Origin of the sequence: Burkholderia sp. LK4, from assembly GCF_001043615.1 — a bacterium.
GTDB lineage: Bacteria > Pseudomonadota > Gammaproteobacteria > Burkholderiales > Burkholderiaceae > Burkholderia > Burkholderia cepacia.
Genome location: NZ_LDUL01000027.1, coordinates 127321 through 144900 on the forward strand (window position 1 = coordinate 127321; position 17580 = coordinate 144900).

Here is a 17580-nt window from a genome sequence, read left to right on the forward strand (position 1 = left end):
ATCGTTCCTGTGTCTGAAACGGCGGCGCACGCACCGCGCCGCCGCCGGGCCCGGTATCGGGGCTTGTCCTAGGCGCCCTGCCGGTATTTTGTCTTGATAATCTTGCGCACGTCGCGCGCCCGCATCGGGTGGGCGAAACGGACAGCCTGCCGCGAAGCCGCGGCCGGCCGAAGGCTTACGGCGCGGCACAACCGCGCACCCATCGAACAAAACGAGGAGTCACCTGGTGAAAAAGATTCTTGCGGCTGTGACCGTTGCCCTGCTCGCCGTATCGGCCGGCAGCGCGTATGCGAAGGACTGGTCGACCGTGCGGTTCGGCGTCGACGCAAGCTACCCGCCTTTCGAATCGAAAGGCGCTGACGGCAAGGTTGTGGGTTTCGACGTCGATCTCGGCAACGAAATCTGCCGCCGCATGAACGCGAAGTGCGTGTGGATCGAAAACGACTTCGACGGGATGATTCCGGCACTGAAGGCCCGCAAGTTCGACGGCGTGCTGTCGTCGATGTCGATGACGCCGGCGCGTCAGGAACAGATCGCCTTCTCGGCGAAGCTGTTCAACACGCCGACGCGCCTCGTCACGAAGAAGGGTGCCGGCCTGATGCCGACGGCCGAATCGCTGAAGGGCAAGTCGGTCGGCGTCGAGCAGGGCACGATCCAGGAAACCTACGCGAAGACGTACTGGGCATCGAAGGGCGTGAACGTCGTGCCCTACCAGAACCAGGACCAGGTCTACGCCGACCTGATCTCCGGCCGTCTGGACGGCGCGCTGCAGGACGCGGTGCAGGCTGAGATCGGCTTCCTGAAGACGCCGCGCGGCGCGAACTTCGACTTCGCCGGCAAGGATCTCGACGATCCGAAGACGCTCGGCAACGGCGCCGGTATCGGCCTGCGCAAGGAAGACACCGACCTGAAGACGAAGATCGACGGCGCGATCGCCGGCATGCGCAAGGACGGCACGTACGACAAGATCGCGAAGAAGTACTTCGATTTCGACGTCTACGGGAAGTAATCCGCCACGCAAGCGCACGCTTCGCTTCGGCACGAACGGGCTCCGCAAGGAGCCCGTTTTTTTGCGCACGCGGTGCCGGCAGCGTTATTTTTTCCGCACCAACCTGATGATTCACAACGAAAATCGGCGCGTTCTGGCGCCGGTTTGATGGGGGCGAGGAAGGCAACGTACAATCGATCTTCCACGCACACCGGATCATTCGCGGCTGCGCCGCACTCCCCCATCATGCAAACGCAGACCCATCCGCTGATTTCCCCCGCCGTCGGTACCGAACGCCAGATCACGAGCTTTCACTACGGCCCGCGCGGCGGCAAGAAGGTCTACATCCAGTCGTCGCTGCACGCGGACGAACTGCCCGGCATGCTGGTCGCCACGCTGCTGCGCCGCAAGATCGCCGCGCTCGAAACGGCCGGCAAGCTGCGCGGCGAAGTCGTCATCGTGCCCGTACCGAACCCGATCGGCCTGTCGCAGCACGTGTTCGGCGATCACCTCGGCCGCTTCGAGCTCGGCTCGATGCAGAACTTCAACCGCAATTTCCACGATCTCGCGGCGCTCGTGCTGCCGCACGTCGAAAGCCGCCTCACGAACGACGCGCAGCGCAATCTCGTCGCCGTGCGCACCGCGATGCGCGAAGCGCTCGACGAACAGAAGCCGCGCACCGAACTCGACTCGCAGCGCCTCGCGCTGCAGAAGCTGTCGTTCGACGCCGATATCGTGCTCGACCTGCACTGCGACAACGATGCGGTGATGCACCTGTACACGAACCCCGATCTGTGGGCGGACGTCGAGCCGCTGGCGCGCTATCTCGATGCACAGGCGTCGCTGCTCGCGCTGAATTCGGTCGGCAACCCGTTCGACGAAATCCACAGCTTCTGCTGGTCGGACCTGCGCAACCGCTTCGGCGACCGCTTCCCGATCCCGAACGGCGCGATTTCCGTCACGGTCGAACTGCGCAGCGAACGCGACGTGTCGTACGAATTCGCCGAAAAGGACGCACAGGCGATCGTCGAATACCTGACCGAGCGCGGTGTCGTCGAAGGCACGCCGGCGCCGCTGCCGCCGCTCGCGCATCCGGCCACGCCGCTCGCGGGCACCGATCCGCTCGTCGCGCCCGTGTCGGGCGTGATCGTGTTCCGCACGCCGGTCGGCGCGATGATCGAGGCCGGCCAGGCCGTGGCCGACATCGTCGATCCGCTGACCGATCGTGTCGTCACGCTGAAGAGCAGCGTGTCGGGCGTGCTGTACGCGCGCCAGGTCGTGCGCTTCGCGACGGCCGGCATGGAAGTCGCGCGCATCGCGGGCGCGACCGCGATCCGCACGGGTTCGCTGCTGTCGGCCTGAGCGGCCGGCCCGTGCGCCGGGTCACGGCGCGTATCGGGCATCCCCCGGCGCTCACCCGCGCGCACCAACGAAATCGCCCGCTTGCGCGGGCGATCTGCTTTTCGGAATACCCGGCGCTCCATCCGGCCGGGCGATGGCACGCGTGGGCGTTCAGAACGCCGGCACGATCGCGCCGCCGAACTTCTGGTCGATGAACTTGCGCACGTCGTCCGATTCATAGGCCGCGACGAGTTTCTTCACCCACGGCTTGTCCTTGTCCTGCGCGCGCACGGCGATCAGGTTCGCGTACGGCCCGCGCAGGTCCTCGATCGCGATCGCATCCTTCACCGGCGTGAGCCCGGCCTTCACCGCGTAGTCGGTGTTGATCGACGCGGCATCGACGTCGGGCAGCGCGCGCGGCAGCTGCGCGGAGTCGAGTTCGACGATCTTGATCTTCTTCGGGTTCTCGGCGACGTCGAGCGGCGTCGCGTTCACGCCGTTGGCGCCGACGCCCGGCTTCAGCTTGATCACGCCGTATTTCTGCAGCAGCAGCAGCGCGCGGTTGCCGTTCGACGGATCGTTCTGGATCCCGACCTTCGCGCCCACCGGCAAGTCCTTCAGCGACTTGATCTTCTTCGAATAGAAACCCATCGGCGCGGTGTAGGTGAGCCCGACGTTGACGATCTTGTAGCCGCGCTGCTTGATCTGGCTGTCGAGGAACGGCTGGTGCTGGAAGCCGTTCGCGTCCAGGTCGCCGGCATCGAGCGCCGCGTTCGGCTGCACGTAGTCGTTGAATTCGATGACCTTGATCGCGAGGCCTTCGCGTGCGGCGACCTTCGTCACCTCGGTCCAGATCTGCGCGTCGGGGCCGCTCATCGTGCCGATCTTCAGCGTTTGCGAGTCGGCGTGCGCGCCGGGCGCCGCGAATGCCAGTGCGGCTGCGAGCGCGCCGAGGCCGGTCAGGAATGAACGTCGCATGGTGTCCTCTTGTCCCGTGTCGTTTGTTGGAACACGGATCGTGGCATGGGGCCCGAACGCCACCAACCAAGCTTATTTCATGTGCATATTCCTGCTTCCGATCGAATCTCAGTCTGAATCGGTATAACCACCGGCTATACAAGCGGGCAGAATTCGGTGTCGCATCGGCGCCACACATTCTTCATATGACAGTCGCTGTCATATTCATTACGTGGCCCCTCGATAAAGTTGCCGCCGGTCCGTGAAAGCGCCCATAGAGAGCGCCGGAACCGCAACTGGACACGCCATTTATTCGCTCGGAGAATCCTTTGAACAAGAAACTGTTGACCATCGCCGTCCTGGCAGCAACGGCCGGCACGGCGCACGCACAAAGCAGCGTGACGCTGTACGGCGTCATCGATGCCGGTATCAGCTACGTGAACCACAGCAAGACCGCCAACGGCGGCTCGGGCAAGCTGTTCAAGTATGACGACGGCGTTGCCCAGGGCAGCCGTTGGGGCCTGCGCGGCACCGAAGACCTCGGCGGCGGCCTGAAGGCGATCTTCGTGCTCGAAAACGGCTTCAACAGCGGTAACGGCACGATCGGCCAGGGCGGCGCGATCTTCGGCCGCCAGGCTTACGTCGGCCTGAGCCAGTCGCAATACGGCACGGTCACGTTCGGCCGCCAGTACTCGTTCTCGACCGACATCCTCGGCTCGAACTACTCGACGGGCGGCAACACGGTCGCGGGCAACTACGCGTACCACGTGAACGACATCGACCAGCTCACGTCGAGCCGCATCAACAACGCCGTGAAGTTCCAGAGCGCGAACTACTCGGGCTTCACGTTCGGCGCGTTGTACGGCTTCTCGAACTCGACGGACTTCGCCGGCGCACCGGCAACGACGTCGGGCACGACGACGACGGCAGGCTCGTCGCGCGCATACAGCTTCGGCCTGAACTACGCGAACGGCCCGTTCTCGCTCGGCGCCGCGTACACGGACATCCGCTTCCCGAGCCAGTCGACGCCGGCATTCTCGACGACGATCGCGAACCTGAGCACGGGCAACGTCCGCGACCTGCGCACCTACGGTGTGGGCGGCCGCTACGTCTGGGGCCCGGCAACGGCATGGCTGCTGTGGACGCGTACGCAGTTCTCGACCGTCTCGGGCGCAGGCGGCACGTTCTACAACGCGTATGAAGCAGGCGCGAAGTACGCGTTCACGCCGGCTCTGTCGGGCGGCCTCGGCTACACGTACACGAACGCGACGCAGAACGGCAACTCGTGGCACTGGAACCAGGTCAACGGTATCGCCGACTACGCACTCAGCAAGCGTACCGACGTGTACGGCCTGGTCGTGTACCAGCAGGCATCGGGCAAGGGCGTGCAAGCGCAGATCGGCTCGAGCACGAGCTACTTCAACACGTCGGGCACGGGTTCGAAGAACCAGATCGCCGCACGTATCGGTATCCGTCACAAGTTCTAAAGCATCCGCTTAACTCGCGGATCACGACGGCAAGAAGCGCCCCGCTCCACGCGGGGCGCTTTTTTATGGGCTTTTAAGTTTCGCTTAATTCTGGGCTGAGAGGATGCTCTCACCCCCCCTGTTGGCCGCCTGAACATCGGCGGCTTTTTTTTTGAACCGCCGACGGCGCCGCCATCGATTGCCCACAAGACAGGATCGGAGGCCATGATGATCGAAGATACCGTTTTCAGCCATCTGCACGCGATTCTGACGTGCCAACACTCGATGCCGGTCCAGAGCTGCCGCGTATCGGTCGAAATGCAGCGCCCGTGGGGGCGGCCGTATCGTCTCGTCGAATGGACGATGCATCTCGACGCACCCGCGCGGCGCCAGATCGTGCCGGCCGAATCGACCGACGAAGAGATCGCCGAGGTCGTCGCGTCGCACGTGCCGGGCCGGCTTTACGGCGACGGCCGGCTGCAGTTCTGAACGCCGTCCCGTTCCACCCGCTGCCCGTCTTTCGGCCTTGCCGCACGCATCGTGCGGCAGTCGGTCTCGTTTGATGCGGCAATGAAACCTGCTACGCTGCGCGTTTTCGTCCACGCAACACATGATGGAAAACGCATTCAACGAACGCGGCGTGATGATCACGCGCAACGGCCTGTCGGCCGCCGGGCAGGTATTCGCGCTGCGTGACATCCGCCACGTCGATGTCGTCAAGATTCCGAAAAACCGCCTCGTGCCGTCGCTGATCTCGCTGATCGGCGCGGCCGCCGCCGTGGCGGGCGGCATCGCCGGATCGAGCGCCGCGCTCGTCGTCGGCGTGATGCTCGCCGTCGTCGGTTATCTCGCGTGGACCACGCAGGACGTCACGTATCGCCTGATGGTCGAGATGCCCGACGGCAAGCGCGAAGCGCTGTCGAGCGTCGACGTCGAGTTCGTCGAACGCGTCGCGCAGGTCGTGCGCGATGCGCAGGCCGCAACGACGGCCGGCTGATTCCGTTCGCATCCCTGCACGCTTCGATCCGTGGTGCCCGGCGGCGCGTTTCGCGTCGCGCAACGGCGCCCTCGATTGCCCCCGTCGAATCGCATTCCACCACCGCCTCGCCTGCGCTGCGTACGCCGACCGCCTAGTATGGAAAGAGCGGCTCGTCGCCGCATCGTCCGAGGAGGCCAGCATGAACATCCAGACGCTGTCCGGCACGCTTCGCGCGCAGGAACTGCTGATCGTGTCGATGATCCGCGCGCTTCCCCCTGACGCACGCCGTGCGCTCGTCGACCTCTACACCGAACAGATCGCGTTCGCCGAACAGGCCGGCCTCGAAGGCCACGGCGATCGCGCGACGCACGATGCGTTCATCACGCATGCACGCAACCTGCTGATCCGCATCGAAGCACTCGCCTAGGGCCTGTTCACGCTCGTGACGGGCTTGCGCCGGGGCCCGCGCTTCTCCCGTATTTCCCGCCACGGCAGGCCCGAGCCGCGCAGGTGAGCGCTCACCCACGCGTGCCGCCTTTCGTTCTTGTATTGATAATAATTCTCATTTACACTGGCAAAATTATCAGTTGCCTTTCAATTCGCCGCCCGCCGCATTCCGTGCGCGGGCGGGCCAGCCAGGTGAACGCGTCACCCAGCCAGCCTTCGGGCTTGTTTTCGTCAATGGGAGACCACCTGTGCATTGCTATACGCTGGCGCGGCGGCCGATCTGTGCCGCGCTGTTCGGCGCGTTCGGCCTGTCCGCCGCCCCGGCTCACGCCGATTCGTCGCCGCAAGGCGCCACCCCGCCTTCCACCCTGCTCGTTGCCGCGTCCACGCGCGGCGATGCGGCGCTGCTCGATCCCGTCACCGTCACGGCCAACCGCACCGCAACGGCCACGAGCCGCACGGCTGCATCCGTCTCGGTGATCACCGACGAGGATCTGGAGGAGCAGCAGGCCACCAACATCAAGGATGCACTGCGCTACGAGCCGGGCATCACGGTGCGCCGCACCGCGTACCGGCCCGGCACCGCCGCGCTCGGCGGCGGCCGCGACGGCGATTCGAGCATCAACATCCGCGGCCTCGAAGGCAATCGCGTGCTGCTGATGGAAGACGGCATCCGCCTGCCGAACGCGTTTTCGTTCGGCCCGCTCGAAGCGGGGCGCGGCGACTACGCCGATCTCGACACACTCAAGCGCATCGAGATCCTGCGCGGGCCGGCGTCGGCGCTCTACGGCAGCGACGGCCTGACCGGCGCGGTGAACTTCATCACGAAGGATCCGCGCGACCTGCTGTCGATCTACAACAAGCCCACCTACTTCTCGTTTCGGCCGAGCTACGACTCGGCCGACCGCAGCATCGGCGCGACCGTATCGGCCGCGGGCGGCAACGATCGCGTCCAGGGAATGATCATCGCCGACGGGCGGCGCGGCCACGAGGTCGACACGCGCGGCAGCAACAACTCGGCGAGCACGCTGCGCACCACGTCGAATCCGCAGGACGTCTATTCGGAATCGCTGCTCGGCAAGCTCGTACTGACGCCCACCGCGCGCGACACGTTCAAGCTCACCGCCGAAACGGTGCAGCGGCGCGTGAGCACCAACGTGCTGTCCGCGATCAATCCGCCGACCACGCTCGGCCTCACGACGAACGACCGGCTCGAACGCAACCGCTTCAGCGTCGGCTACGATTTCCGCGACGATGCGTTCCGCTGGTTCCAGACCGCGCACGTGCAGTTCTACTACCAGGACGCGAAGCAGGACCAGTACGCGTTCGAGACGCGCGGCGCGCCGCTGAAATCGCGTTCGCGCGACAACCAGTACAAGGAACGCACGTTCGGCGGCTCGGCGTTCGCCGAAAGCGGCTTCGCGACCGGGCCGTTCGCGCACAAGCTGCTGTATGGCGTCGACGGCAGCGTGTCGCGCGTGACGAACCTGCGCGACGGCACGGTGCCGGGCGTCGGCGAAGCGTTCCCGAACAAGGCGTTTCCCGACACCGACTACACGCTGTTCGGTGCGTTCCTGCAGGACCAGATCGGCTACGGCCGCCTGCTCGTCACGCCGGGCCTGCGCTTCGACACGTACCGGCTGAGCCCGACCGCAAACGATCCGCTGTTCACCGGCAAGGCCGTGTCGACCAGCGCAAACGAACTGTCGCCGCGCGTCGCCGTGCTCTACGAGATCACACCGGCGGTCATTCCGTACGTGCAGTACGCGCACGGCTTCCGCGCACCGACACCCGACCAGGTGAACAGCAGTTTCTCGAACCCGGTGTACGGCTACACGTCGATCGGCAATCCGAACCTGAAGCCCGAGACGAGCGATACCTTCGAAGCCGGGCTGCGCGGCAAGGCCGGCACCGGCTACGGCGTCGTGCGCTACAGCGCGGCCGCGTTCACGGGCCGCTACCGCAACTTCATCTCGCGCACGACGATCGCCGGCAGCGGCCGGCCGGCCGACCCGTCCGTGTTCCAGTACGTGAACTTCGCCGACGCGCGCATCCACGGCCTCGAAGGCCGCGCCGAATGGGTGATGCCGAACGGCATCACGCTGAAGACGGCGATGGCGTTCACGAAGGGCTCGACGCAGAACGACGGCGCGGCGAGCCAGCCGCTCAACACCGTCAACCCGTTCTCCGCCGTGTTCGGCGTGCGCTACGAACCGACCGAACGCTGGTTCGTGCAGACCGACCTGCTGTTCCAGGCCGCGAAACGCGACAAGGACATCGACAAGTCCGACTGTTCGAACAAGACGTGCTTCTCGCCGCCGTCGTCGTTCGTCGTCGACCTGCGCGGCGGCTACCGCTTCAACAAGCACGTGAGCGCGACGGTCGGCATCCGCAACCTGTTCGACCGCAAATACTGGAACTGGTCGGACGTGCGCGGCATCGCAGCCGATTCGCAGGTGCTCGATGCATATACGTCGTCCGGACGCACGGTCGCCGTCAGCATGAAAGTGGATTTCTGATGCGCGCCGCCCGCGCAACCACCTCAACCGTTACTCGAAGGAGTCCGACATGATGCAATCCGCCCTTCCCGGTCAACCGGCCACGCCGGCCCGCGCGGCCGCCGCGCTGCGCGACGCATTCGTCAAGCTCAAGACCGAGCGCCAGCTGCGCAACCGCGACGTCGCGCAGGCGCTCGGCGTCAGCGAAGGCGAGGCGCTCGCCGCGTTCGTCGGCGAGCACGTCGTGCGGCTCGACGCGCGCTTTCCGGCGATGTTCGAGGAAATGCCGCGCCTCGGCCGCGTGATGGCGCTCACGCGCAACGATACGGCCGTCCACGAGAAGGACGGCGAATATGCGCAGATGAGCCATGACGGGCCCGTCGGCCTCGCGCTCGGCGATATCGACCTGCGCATCTTCTATCGTCACTGGGTGTCGGCGTTCGCGGTGCGCGACGAGACCGCGCACGGCCCGCTGAAGAGCCTGCAGTTCTTCGACGCGCAGGGACATGCGATTCACAAGGTCTACCTGCGCGCGCACAGCGACCACGCCGCGTACGACGCGTTCGTCGAGCGCTGGCGCGCGCCGTCGCAGGAGCCGGGACTCGAGGTCGCGGCCGCCGCGCCGAAAACGCCCGAGCGCGCCGACACCGAGATCGACGTCGCGGGTTTTCGCGCCGCGTGGGACGCGATGACCGACACGCACCAGTTCTTCGGCATCACGCAGCGCTTCGGCGTGAGCCGCATGCAGGCGCTGCGCCTCGCCGATCCGCAATACGCGTATCCGGTCGAAACCGCGCATGCGCTGCGCCACGTGCTCGAACAGGCCGCCCAGAGCGGGCAGCCGATCATGGTGTTCGTCGGCAACGCGGGGATGATCCAGATTCATACGGGCCCGGTCGCGAACGTGCGCGAGGTCGGCGCGTGGATCAACGTGCTCGATCCGGGCTTCAACCTGCACGTGCGCGAGGACCTGATCGCCGCCGCGTGGGTCGTGAAGAAGCCGACGAGCGACGGCATCGTCACGTCGCTCGAGCTGTTCGACCGGCAGGGCGACCACGTCGCGCTGCTGTTCGGCGAGCGCAAGCCCGGCAAGGTCGAACGCGACGACTGGCGCGCGCTCGTCGCAACGCTGCCGGCCGCGGCACGCGGAGGCGCGCGACCGTTCGATCCGCGCCGCCGCGCGATGCTGGCGGGCGCGGCGGCCGGCGCGCTCGCCGGCGCGCTGCCCGGCAGCGTGCTCGCCCAGGCTGCACCGGCTGCGCCGAAGCGCGTGGTCGTGATCGGCGGCGCACTCGCGGAAACCGCGTTCGCGCTCGGCGGCGCCGAGACGCCGCGCTACCGGCTCGTCGGCGCCGACACGACCTGCACGTATCCCGATGCCGCGAAGCGTTTGCCGAAAGTCGGCTACCAGCGTGCGCTGTCGGCAGAGGGGCTGCTGTCGCTGCGGCCCGATCTCGTGCTCGCGTCGGCGGAAGCCGGGCCGCCCACCGCGATCGCGCAGGTGAAAGGCGCCGGCGTCGCGGTGACGACGTTCGACGAACGGCATGACGTCGAATCGGCCCGCGCGAAGATCACGGGCGTCGCGCAGGCGCTCGACGTGCGCGACGCGGGCACCGCGCTGCTGCACCGTTTCGACCGCGACTGGCAGGCCGCGCGTGACGCGGTCGCTGCCCGTGCGCCCGGCGGCGCGCAGCCGCCGCGCGTGCTGTTCGTGCTGAACCATACCGGCAACCAGGCGCTCGTCGCCGGCCAGCGCACGGCCGCCGACGCGATGATCCGCTACGCGGGCGCACGCAACGCGATGCAGGGTTTCGATCACTACAAGCCGCTGACGACCGAGGCGCTCGCCGCCGCCGCGCCCGACGTCGTGCTGATTTCCGACGAAGGGCTCGCGGCCGTCGGCGGGCGCGCGGCGCTGCTCGCCACGCCCGGCTTCGGCGCGACGCCGGCCGGCCGCGCGCAACGCGTCGTGTCGCTGGATGCCCTGTTCCTGCTCGGCTTCGGCCCACGCCTGCCGCTCGCCGTCACGACCCTGCACCGACGGCTGTCGGATGCACTCGCCTGATTCCGGATCGCCCCGATGCCCGCTCATGCTTCGCCCTTCCCCGCCCCGTCGCCCGCGTCGCGCTCCGGCGCCGCGCGCATGGGCACGTCGCGCCGCTTCGCGCCGTTCGCGCTCACCGCACTTGCCGTTCTCGTGTGTGCGATGTCCGTCGTCGCGCTGTGCGTGGGCGCATACCGCATTCCGCTCACGGAAGCCTGGGCCGCGCTGACCGGCGACGCCGCCGCGCAGCAGGCGCGCGCGGTGCTGCTCGACATCCGCGCGCCGCGCGTCGCGCTCGCACTGCTGGTCGGCGGCGGCTTCGGCGCGGCCGGCGCCGCGATGCAGGCACTGTTCCGCAACCCGCTCGCCGATCCGGGGCTCGTCGGCGTGTCGAGCGGCGCGGCACTCGGCGCGACCACGATGATCGTGCTCGGCCCTGCGCTGTTCGCCGCACACGCAAGTGCCGCCGCGTTGCCCGTCGCCGCGTTCGCGGGCGCGCTCGCGGTCGCCGCGCTCGTCTACCGGCTCGCCGCGTCGCGCGGCCGGCTCGCGTTGCCGCTGCTGCTGCTCGCCGGCATCGCGATCAATGCGCTGGCCGGCGCGGCGATCGGGCTGCTCACGTTCGTCGCCGACGATGCGCAGCTGCGCTCGCTGACCTTCTGGAGCCTCGGCAGCCTCGGCGGCGCGCAATGGTCCGCGCTCGCGGCCGTCGCGCCGTGCGTCGCGATCGGCTGCGTGCTGCTCGCACGCGAACGCGACGCGCTGAACGCGTTGCAGCTCGGCGAAACCGAGGCGCTGCACCTCGGCGTGCCCGTGCAGCGGCTGAAGCGGCGCGTGCTCGTCGCGGTCGCGCTCGCGGTCGGCGCGTTGGTATCGTGCGCCGGCATCATCGGCTTCATCGGGCTCGTCGCGCCGCATTGCGTGCGCCTCGCGTGCGGCCCCGACCAGCGCGTCGTGCTGCCCGGCGCCGCGCTGCTCGGCGCGTTGCTGACGCTCGCCGCCGATCTCGCCGCGCGCACGGTCGCGGCGCCGGCCGACATTCCGCTCGGCGTGCTGACCGCGCTGCTCGGCGCACCGTTCTTTCTCGCGCTGCTGTGGAAAAGCCGCGGCGCGCTCGGCGGGTAACCCTTTCTTCACGACGACCATGCTGACCGCTCACCATCTCGACGTCGCGCGCCGCCACAACGCCATCCTTCGCGACCTGTCGCTGTCGATCGAACCGGGCCGCGTGACCGCGCTGCTCGGCCGCAACGGCGCGGGCAAGAGCACGCTGCTGAAGACCTTCGCCGGCGAGCTGACCGGCAGCGTCGCGCCGAACGGCGTGCGCGTGACCGGCGACATCACGCTGAACGGCGAACCGCTCGCGCGCATCGACGCGCCGCGCCTCGCGTGCCTGCGCGCGGTGCTGCCGCAGGCCGCGCAACCGGCCTTCCCGTTCAGCGTCGACGAAATCGTGCTGCTCGGCCGCTATCCGCATGCGCGGCGCAGCGGCGCGACGTCGCACCACGATCGCGACATCGCGTGGCGCGCGCTCGAACGCGCGGGCGCCGACGCGCTCGTCGGCCGCGACGTCACGACGCTGTCGGGCGGCGAACTCGCGCGCGTGCAGTTCGCGCGCGTGCTCGCGCAGTTATGGCCGGACGACGAAGCAACGGAGTGCGGCCCGCGCTACCTGCTGCTCGACGAACCGACCGCCGCGCTCGACCTCGCGCACCAGCACCGGCTGCTCGACACCGTACGCTCGGTCGCGCGCGAATGGCGGCTCGGCGTGCTCGCGATCGTCCACGATCCGAACCTCGCCGCGCGGCACGCGGATACGATCGCGATGCTCGCCGACGGCACGATCGTCGCGCACGGCACGCCGCGCGACGTGATGACGCCCGCGCATATCGCGCAGTGCTACGGGTTTTCCGTGAAGATGGTGGAAACCGGCGACGGTGCGCCGCCGGTCATGGTCCCGGCGTGACGCCGCGGGCGCATGCCGGGCGGCCGCTTCCTGCCCGTTGATCAGCACGTTCGACTTTCAAGCGACCTCATTCGCGCTTCGCGCTTCCCCTTCGAGGAAACCCCATGCCGCTTCCGATGACCCGCATCATCCTGTACGTCCAGGACGTCACGCTGCTGAAGGCGTTCTATCAACGCCATTTCGATCTGCCTGTCATCGAGGAAATCGACGGTGAATGGGCGGTGCTCGACGCGGGTGCGATCGAACTCGCCCTGCATCTGGCGGGCCCGGCGTTCCGCCACGCGGCCGCGCCGTCGAATGCGCCCCCCGCGACGAACAACGTGAAGCTCGTCTTCCGGATCGACGCCGACATCGACGCGCATCGCGACCGCCTCGCGCGCGACGGCGTCACCGTGCGCGACGTCAAGCGCTTCGACGGATTCACGTACCGGCTGCTCGACGGCATAGATCCGGAAGGCAATGTCTTCCAGGTGATGCAGCCGGACTGAACGCCGCCGCGCCGCCTCGCCGCCACGCGTCAATGCCCGACGTCGGCCGCGCCGAAGGTCCGCATCTTCCACCCGAGCCGCACGGCCAGCATCCGCATCGAGAAACCGGCTGCCAGCGCGACCACGGTCGCCGCGCCCGCATCGACGTCGAGATGCTGCATCCCGACATACAACGCGCCCGTCACGAACGCGACGCTCGCGTACAGTTCCTCGCGCAGGATCAGCGGCATCTCGTTGCACAGCAGGTCACGCAGCATCCCGCCGCACACGCCGGTGATCGCGCCGGCCAGCACGACGATGATCGGCGCGGCGCCGGTCGACGCGCCGATGTCGCAGCCGATGATCGTGAACGCGGCGAGGCCGATCGCGTCGACGGTGACGAACAGCGTCTTCATTCGCGCGACGTGCCGGGCGGCCCACGATGCGACGGTTGCCGCGGCGAGCGTGATCACCAGGTACTCGGGATGCGCAATCCAGCCGAGCGGATAGTGGCCGAGCAACACGTCGCGCACGGTGCCGCCGCCGAGCGCCGTCACCGCGCCGACTAGCGCGAGCCCGAAGCGGTCCATCCCGCGCCGCATGCCCATCAGCGCACCCGACATCGCTTCCGCGACGATCGCAATCAGATAAAGCGTATGCATGGTGCGCGTCAGTCGTCGGTACGGAACAGGTCGAGCACGCGTTCGCGCTCGGCCGCGTCGACGGCCGCGGGCATCGGCGCGTCGGGTTTGCCGCTACCGGCCGGCACATCGGAGGCGTCCTGTGCCGCCGCGCCGCCGCACGCGAAGCGGCTGCGGATATACGCCGGCACGTCGGCCGTGCAGGTACCGCGTGTGTATTCGGCGTAGACGAAATCGCCGTCGACGAGCGCGACGTCCTGCGGCGGCGTCGCATCGACCGGCGTGCGTCCGTCGACGGCCGTCTTCATGTAGTCGAGCCAGACCGGCAGCGCCAGCGTCGCGCCGGTCGCGCGCCCCATCGGGCGCGGCGTGTCGTAGCCGAGCCACGCGACCGCGACGATACCCGACGAGTAGCCGGCGAACCACACATCCTTCGACCCGTTCGACGTGCCCGTCTTGCCGGCCGCGTCGTCGCGGCGCAGCGCGAGCGCGCCGCGCGCGGTGCCGGCCTTCACGACGTCGCGCAGCATGCTGTCCATCAAGAACGCGTTACGCGCCGACACGACGCGCGCACCTTCCGGCGTCGTGGCCTCGTACATCGCGCCGCCGTGGCGCTGCTTCACCGACAGGATCAGGCGCGGCTCCATTCGCGTCCCGCCGTTCGCGAACACGCTGTACGCGCTCGCGAGTTCGAGCGGCGTCACCGCGCCCGCGCCGAGCGCGAGCGGCAGCGACGCCGGATTGCGCTGCGCGTCGAAGCCGAAATGCACCGCGTGCTGCTGCACGTAGCGCGCGTCGGTGGCCTGCATCAGGCTGACCGCGACCAGGTTCTTCGAGCGCACGAGCCCGCGCCGCACCGGGATGAAACCCTCGTAGCGGTTGCCGAAATTGCGCGGACGCCACGGCCGCGCGCCGGTTTCCTCATGGGTGAGCGTGCGCTGCGTATCGTCGACGAGTACCCCCGGGAAGTAGCCCTTTTCCAGCGCGGCCGAATAGACGAACGGCTTGAAGCTCGAACCCGGCTGGCGATACGCCTGCAGCGCATGGTCGAACACGTTGCGATTGAAATCCGCGCCGCCGACGAGCGCGAGCATGTCGCCGGTGGCCGCATCGAGCGACACGAGCGCGCCTTCGAGCCCGTTGCGCGCATCGCGCTTCGCGCCCGGCTGCCGGCTCAGCTGACGCTGCAGCGCGGCTTCGGCCGCGCGCTGGTCGCGCATCGAGATCGTCGTCGTCACGTCGAGGCCGAGCGTATAGGCGTCGTCGTGAAAACGCTCGACCATCATGCGCCGCGCGCGTTCGGCGACGTACGGCGCGGCGACGATCCCGGGCGGCGGCGTGGTCGCCAGCGCGATCGGCGCGTCGACGGCCGCACGGTACGTCGCGTCGTCGAGCTGGCCGAGTGCATGCATCCGCCCGAGCACGTAGTTGCGCCGCGCGGTCGCGCGCGCCGGATTGACAACCGGGTTGAACGCGGACGGCGCCTTCGGCAGCCCCGCGAGCACGGCCGCCTCGCCCGCGTTCAGCGCGTCGAGCGGCTTGCCGAAATACACGTTCGCCGCCGCCGCGAAACCGTATGCGCGCTCACCCAGGTAGATCTCGTTCATGTACAGCTCGAGCAGCTTGTCCTTGCTGTATTCGCGTTCGAGCTTGGCCGCCATCAGGATCTCGGCGAGCTTGCGGCTCAGCACCTTGTCGCGCGTCAGGTAGAAGTTGCGCGCGACCTGCATCGTGATCGTGCTGCCGCCCTGCCCCGGCTGCCCCGTCACGACGTTCGCAAACGTCGCACGCGCGAGGCCGCCGACATCCACCGCGCCGTGCTGATAGAACTTCGCGTCCTCGGCCGCGAGCAGCGCGTGCCGCATCAGCGGCGGGATGCGTTCGAGCGGCACGAACTCGCGCCGCTCGACGCCGTATTCGGCGAGCAGGTCGCCGTCGCGCGAGAAGATCCGCAGCGGCAGCGCGGGACGATAGACGGCGAGGTGCTCGACGGACGGCAGCTGCGTCCAGATGCGATGGATCGTCCATGCGCCGATGCCCGCGCACGCGAGCGTCAGGCCGAGCAGCGCGCCCGCGAGCGTGCGCCATGCGCGACGGCGGCGCGGCGGCGGCACGGGCGGCGGCGGAGGGGATGCGGTGTGGTCGGTCATGTCGGGCTCCTTCTTCGATGCTGCGACGGCCGGCGCGCGATATGCACCGACCGTCACGAAAGGCGCGCATTGTCGAAGGGATCGCACGAAACCGGAACATTCTTTAGCCAAAGTTTGGCAGGCTAAATTTTATTTAGGAAAGTGCGTCGGGCCGCTCACGTCGATCATGCGGGCACGTCAAACACGGCCGGGAGAACCGCGCTGCGCGCGATCCGTTTCGCCTGTAGCATCGTGGGATGTTCGATCGATACCTCGCCCTGTGGGGCCTCGTACCCGACGGCGGCCCGATCCTGACCGCGAGCGGCGGCCTGTTGCCCGTTCTCTGGCAGGCGCGGCCTGCGATGCTGAAGGTCGCCACCTGCGACGAAGAGCGGCGCGGCAACGCGCTGATGACGTGGTGGAACGGGCACGGCGCGGCGCAGGTGTGGCAGCACGACAGCGACGCGATCCTGCTCGAGCGCGCGCAGCCCGCGCCGTCGCTGGCCCAATTGTCCGCATCGGGTCACGACGACGACACGATGCGCATCGCATGCGGCGTCGTCGCACGGCTGCACGCGCATCGCGCGCCGGAGCCGGTTTCGGTCGTGCCGTTGCGCGACTGGTTCCGTTCGCTGCTGTCGGACGACATCGGCAACGACGTGCTGCATCGCTCGGCAACGATCGCGCACGAGCTGCTGGCCGGGCCGCCCGTCGACGAAGTCGTCCTGCACGGCGACATCCATCACGACAACATTCTTCATTTCGGCGATCGCGGCTGGCTCGCGATCGACCCGAAAGGGTTGCGCGGCGATCGTGCGTTCGACTACGCGAACCTGTTCTGCAATCCCGCGCACGAGATCGCCGTCGATCCGGCGCGCTTCACGCAACGCGTCGTGTGCGTGGCCGATGCCGCGCGACTCGATCGCCGTCGGCTGCTGCAGTGGATTCTCGCGTGGGCGGGCCTGTCGGCCGTGTGGCTGATGGAGGATGACCTGCTGCCCGACACGCGGTTGCAGGTTGCGCGACTCGCGGCAATCGCGCTCGATCTGTAGCGATACGCACCGGCCATGAAAACGGGGCCGGTAACGCACGCCCGCTGATGGACGGTCGCGCCCGGCGCATCGTGCTCGAGCGTCAATCACTGCATGAGCCAGGCCGACGCTGCCGTGAACCAATTATTTTGGCGTCTGATACATTCGATTCGCATCCATTTCCGGGACACGTCATGAAACTTCGGACCGTGTATTTGAAGGTGAGTGATATGGAGACGTCCGCTTCTTTCTGGGAGCGGCTACTTGGATACGCACCGCTCAAGCGGTCCGGCAAGTGGACCGAATTCATGATCGGCACAAGCAGACTGGGCCTTTTGTTAAACGATTTCGGAGACGAGATAAAAGGTAGCGGCTCCGTCCCTGTCTTCGAGTTCGAAGAAAAGGCGCTTCACGAATTCGTGAAGCGGGCAACAGAAAACGGAGCCTCCATCGTGATGGACGGATTGAAGATCGAGTCCATGAAAAGCATTGTATTGAGCAGCCCCGACGGACACGAGTTCGAGCTTTGCATGTGCCGCGACTAGCCCGCGGCTTTCCACTTCATCGCACGTCCTGCGAACGACCGCTTCGCGGCGACGAAGGGCCGTTGCAAGAGTTGCGACGAA

The 17580-nt window shown here is 67.7% G+C and carries 16 protein-coding genes and 1 pseudogene; 14 read left to right on the top strand and 3 right to left on the bottom strand.

Annotation, left to right across the window (positions count from 1 at the left end; genetic code table 11):
- The first annotated feature begins 226 nt into the window (after nt 1–226).
- Complete coding sequence (locus VK92_RS14375; protein WP_048023490.1) at nt 227–1009, top strand: ABC transporter substrate-binding protein; 783 nt, start codon at nt 227–229, stop codon at nt 1007–1009.
- Between the two features lie 225 nt (nt 1010–1234).
- The gene (locus VK92_RS14380) at nt 1235–2350 is read left to right on the top strand and encodes a succinylglutamate desuccinylase/aspartoacylase family protein (RefSeq protein ID WP_021156474.1); all 1116 of its coding nucleotides are present in this window, start codon (nt 1235–1237) and stop codon (nt 2348–2350) included.
- Nucleotides 2351–2500: 150 nt separating this feature from the next.
- On the opposite strand, the gene VK92_RS14385 is transcribed toward VK92_RS14380, so the two are convergent.
- Entirely contained in the window at nt 2501–3307 is an 807-nt protein-coding gene (locus tag VK92_RS14385; protein ID WP_021156475.1) for a MetQ/NlpA family ABC transporter substrate-binding protein, read from the bottom strand.
- Between the two features lie 308 nt (nt 3308–3615).
- On the opposite strand from VK92_RS14385, the gene VK92_RS14390 reads away from it, so the two are divergent.
- From VK92_RS14390 to VK92_RS14430, 10 genes and pseudogenes are all read left to right on the top strand, one after another.
- Nucleotides 3616–4773 (top strand): porin, encoded by a 1158-nt coding sequence (locus VK92_RS14390; RefSeq protein WP_021156477.1) that lies wholly within the window; start codon nt 3616–3618, stop codon nt 4771–4773.
- 207 nt (nt 4774–4980) lie between these two features.
- Nucleotides 4981–5241 carry a DUF2866 domain-containing protein gene (locus VK92_RS14395; RefSeq protein ID WP_011353838.1) on the top strand — a complete coding sequence of 87 codons (261 nt, stop codon included), beginning with the start codon at nt 4981–4983 and terminating at the stop codon, nt 5239–5241.
- 124 nt (nt 5242–5365) lie between these two features.
- Nucleotides 5366–5749 carry a DUF6232 family protein gene (locus VK92_RS14400; protein WP_042972737.1) on the top strand — a complete coding sequence of 128 codons (384 nt, stop codon included), beginning with the start codon at nt 5366–5368 and terminating at the stop codon, nt 5747–5749.
- A 181-nt stretch (nt 5750–5930) separates the two neighbouring features.
- Complete coding sequence (locus tag VK92_RS14405) at nt 5931–6158, top strand: hypothetical protein (RefSeq protein ID WP_048023493.1); 228 nt, start codon at nt 5931–5933, stop codon at nt 6156–6158.
- 268 nt (nt 6159–6426) lie between these two features.
- A complete protein-coding gene (locus VK92_RS14410) occupies nt 6427–8697 on the top strand; it encodes a TonB-dependent hemoglobin/transferrin/lactoferrin family receptor (protein ID WP_048023495.1) in 2271 nt (756 codons plus the stop codon).
- A gap of 49 nt (nt 8698–8746) precedes the next feature.
- Nucleotides 8747–9835, top strand: a pseudogene (locus tag VK92_RS42445) (hemin-degrading factor); the annotation flags it as partial.
- Nucleotides 9836–9859: 24 nt separating this feature from the next.
- Nucleotides 9860–10741 (top strand): heme/hemin ABC transporter substrate-binding protein, encoded by an 882-nt coding sequence (locus tag VK92_RS42450; protein WP_197092543.1) that lies wholly within the window; start codon nt 9860–9862, stop codon nt 10739–10741.
- A 15-nt stretch (nt 10742–10756) separates the two neighbouring features.
- A complete protein-coding gene (locus tag VK92_RS14420) occupies nt 10757–11845 on the top strand; it encodes a FecCD family ABC transporter permease (protein WP_048023497.1) in 1089 nt (362 codons plus the stop codon).
- 19 nt (nt 11846–11864) lie between these two features.
- Nucleotides 11865–12686, top strand: a complete 822-nt coding sequence (locus VK92_RS14425) for a heme ABC transporter ATP-binding protein (protein WP_048023498.1) — start codon at nt 11865–11867, stop codon at nt 12684–12686.
- A gap of 104 nt (nt 12687–12790) precedes the next feature.
- A complete protein-coding gene (locus VK92_RS14430) occupies nt 12791–13174 on the top strand; it encodes a VOC family protein (RefSeq protein WP_048023499.1) in 384 nt (127 codons plus the stop codon).
- Between the two features lie 29 nt (nt 13175–13203).
- On the opposite strand, the gene VK92_RS14435 is transcribed toward VK92_RS14430, so the two are convergent.
- A complete protein-coding gene (locus VK92_RS14435; RefSeq protein ID WP_048023500.1) occupies nt 13204–13815 on the bottom strand; it encodes a trimeric intracellular cation channel family protein in 612 nt (203 codons plus the stop codon).
- A gap of 8 nt (nt 13816–13823) precedes the next feature.
- Nucleotides 13824–15944 (bottom strand): penicillin-binding protein 1A, encoded by a 2121-nt coding sequence (locus VK92_RS14440; RefSeq protein WP_048023586.1) that lies wholly within the window; start codon nt 15942–15944, stop codon nt 13824–13826.
- 236 nt (nt 15945–16180) lie between these two features.
- Here VK92_RS14440 and VK92_RS14445 point away from each other — a divergent pair, with 236 nt between their 5' ends.
- A complete protein-coding gene (locus VK92_RS14445) occupies nt 16181–16975 on the top strand; it encodes an aminoglycoside phosphotransferase family protein (RefSeq protein WP_048023502.1) in 795 nt (264 codons plus the stop codon).
- Between the two features lie 173 nt (nt 16976–17148).
- Nucleotides 17149–17499 carry a VOC family protein gene (locus VK92_RS14450; protein WP_048023503.1) on the top strand — a complete coding sequence of 117 codons (351 nt, stop codon included), beginning with the start codon at nt 17149–17151 and terminating at the stop codon, nt 17497–17499.
- Nucleotides 17500–17580: the final 81 nt, after the last annotated feature.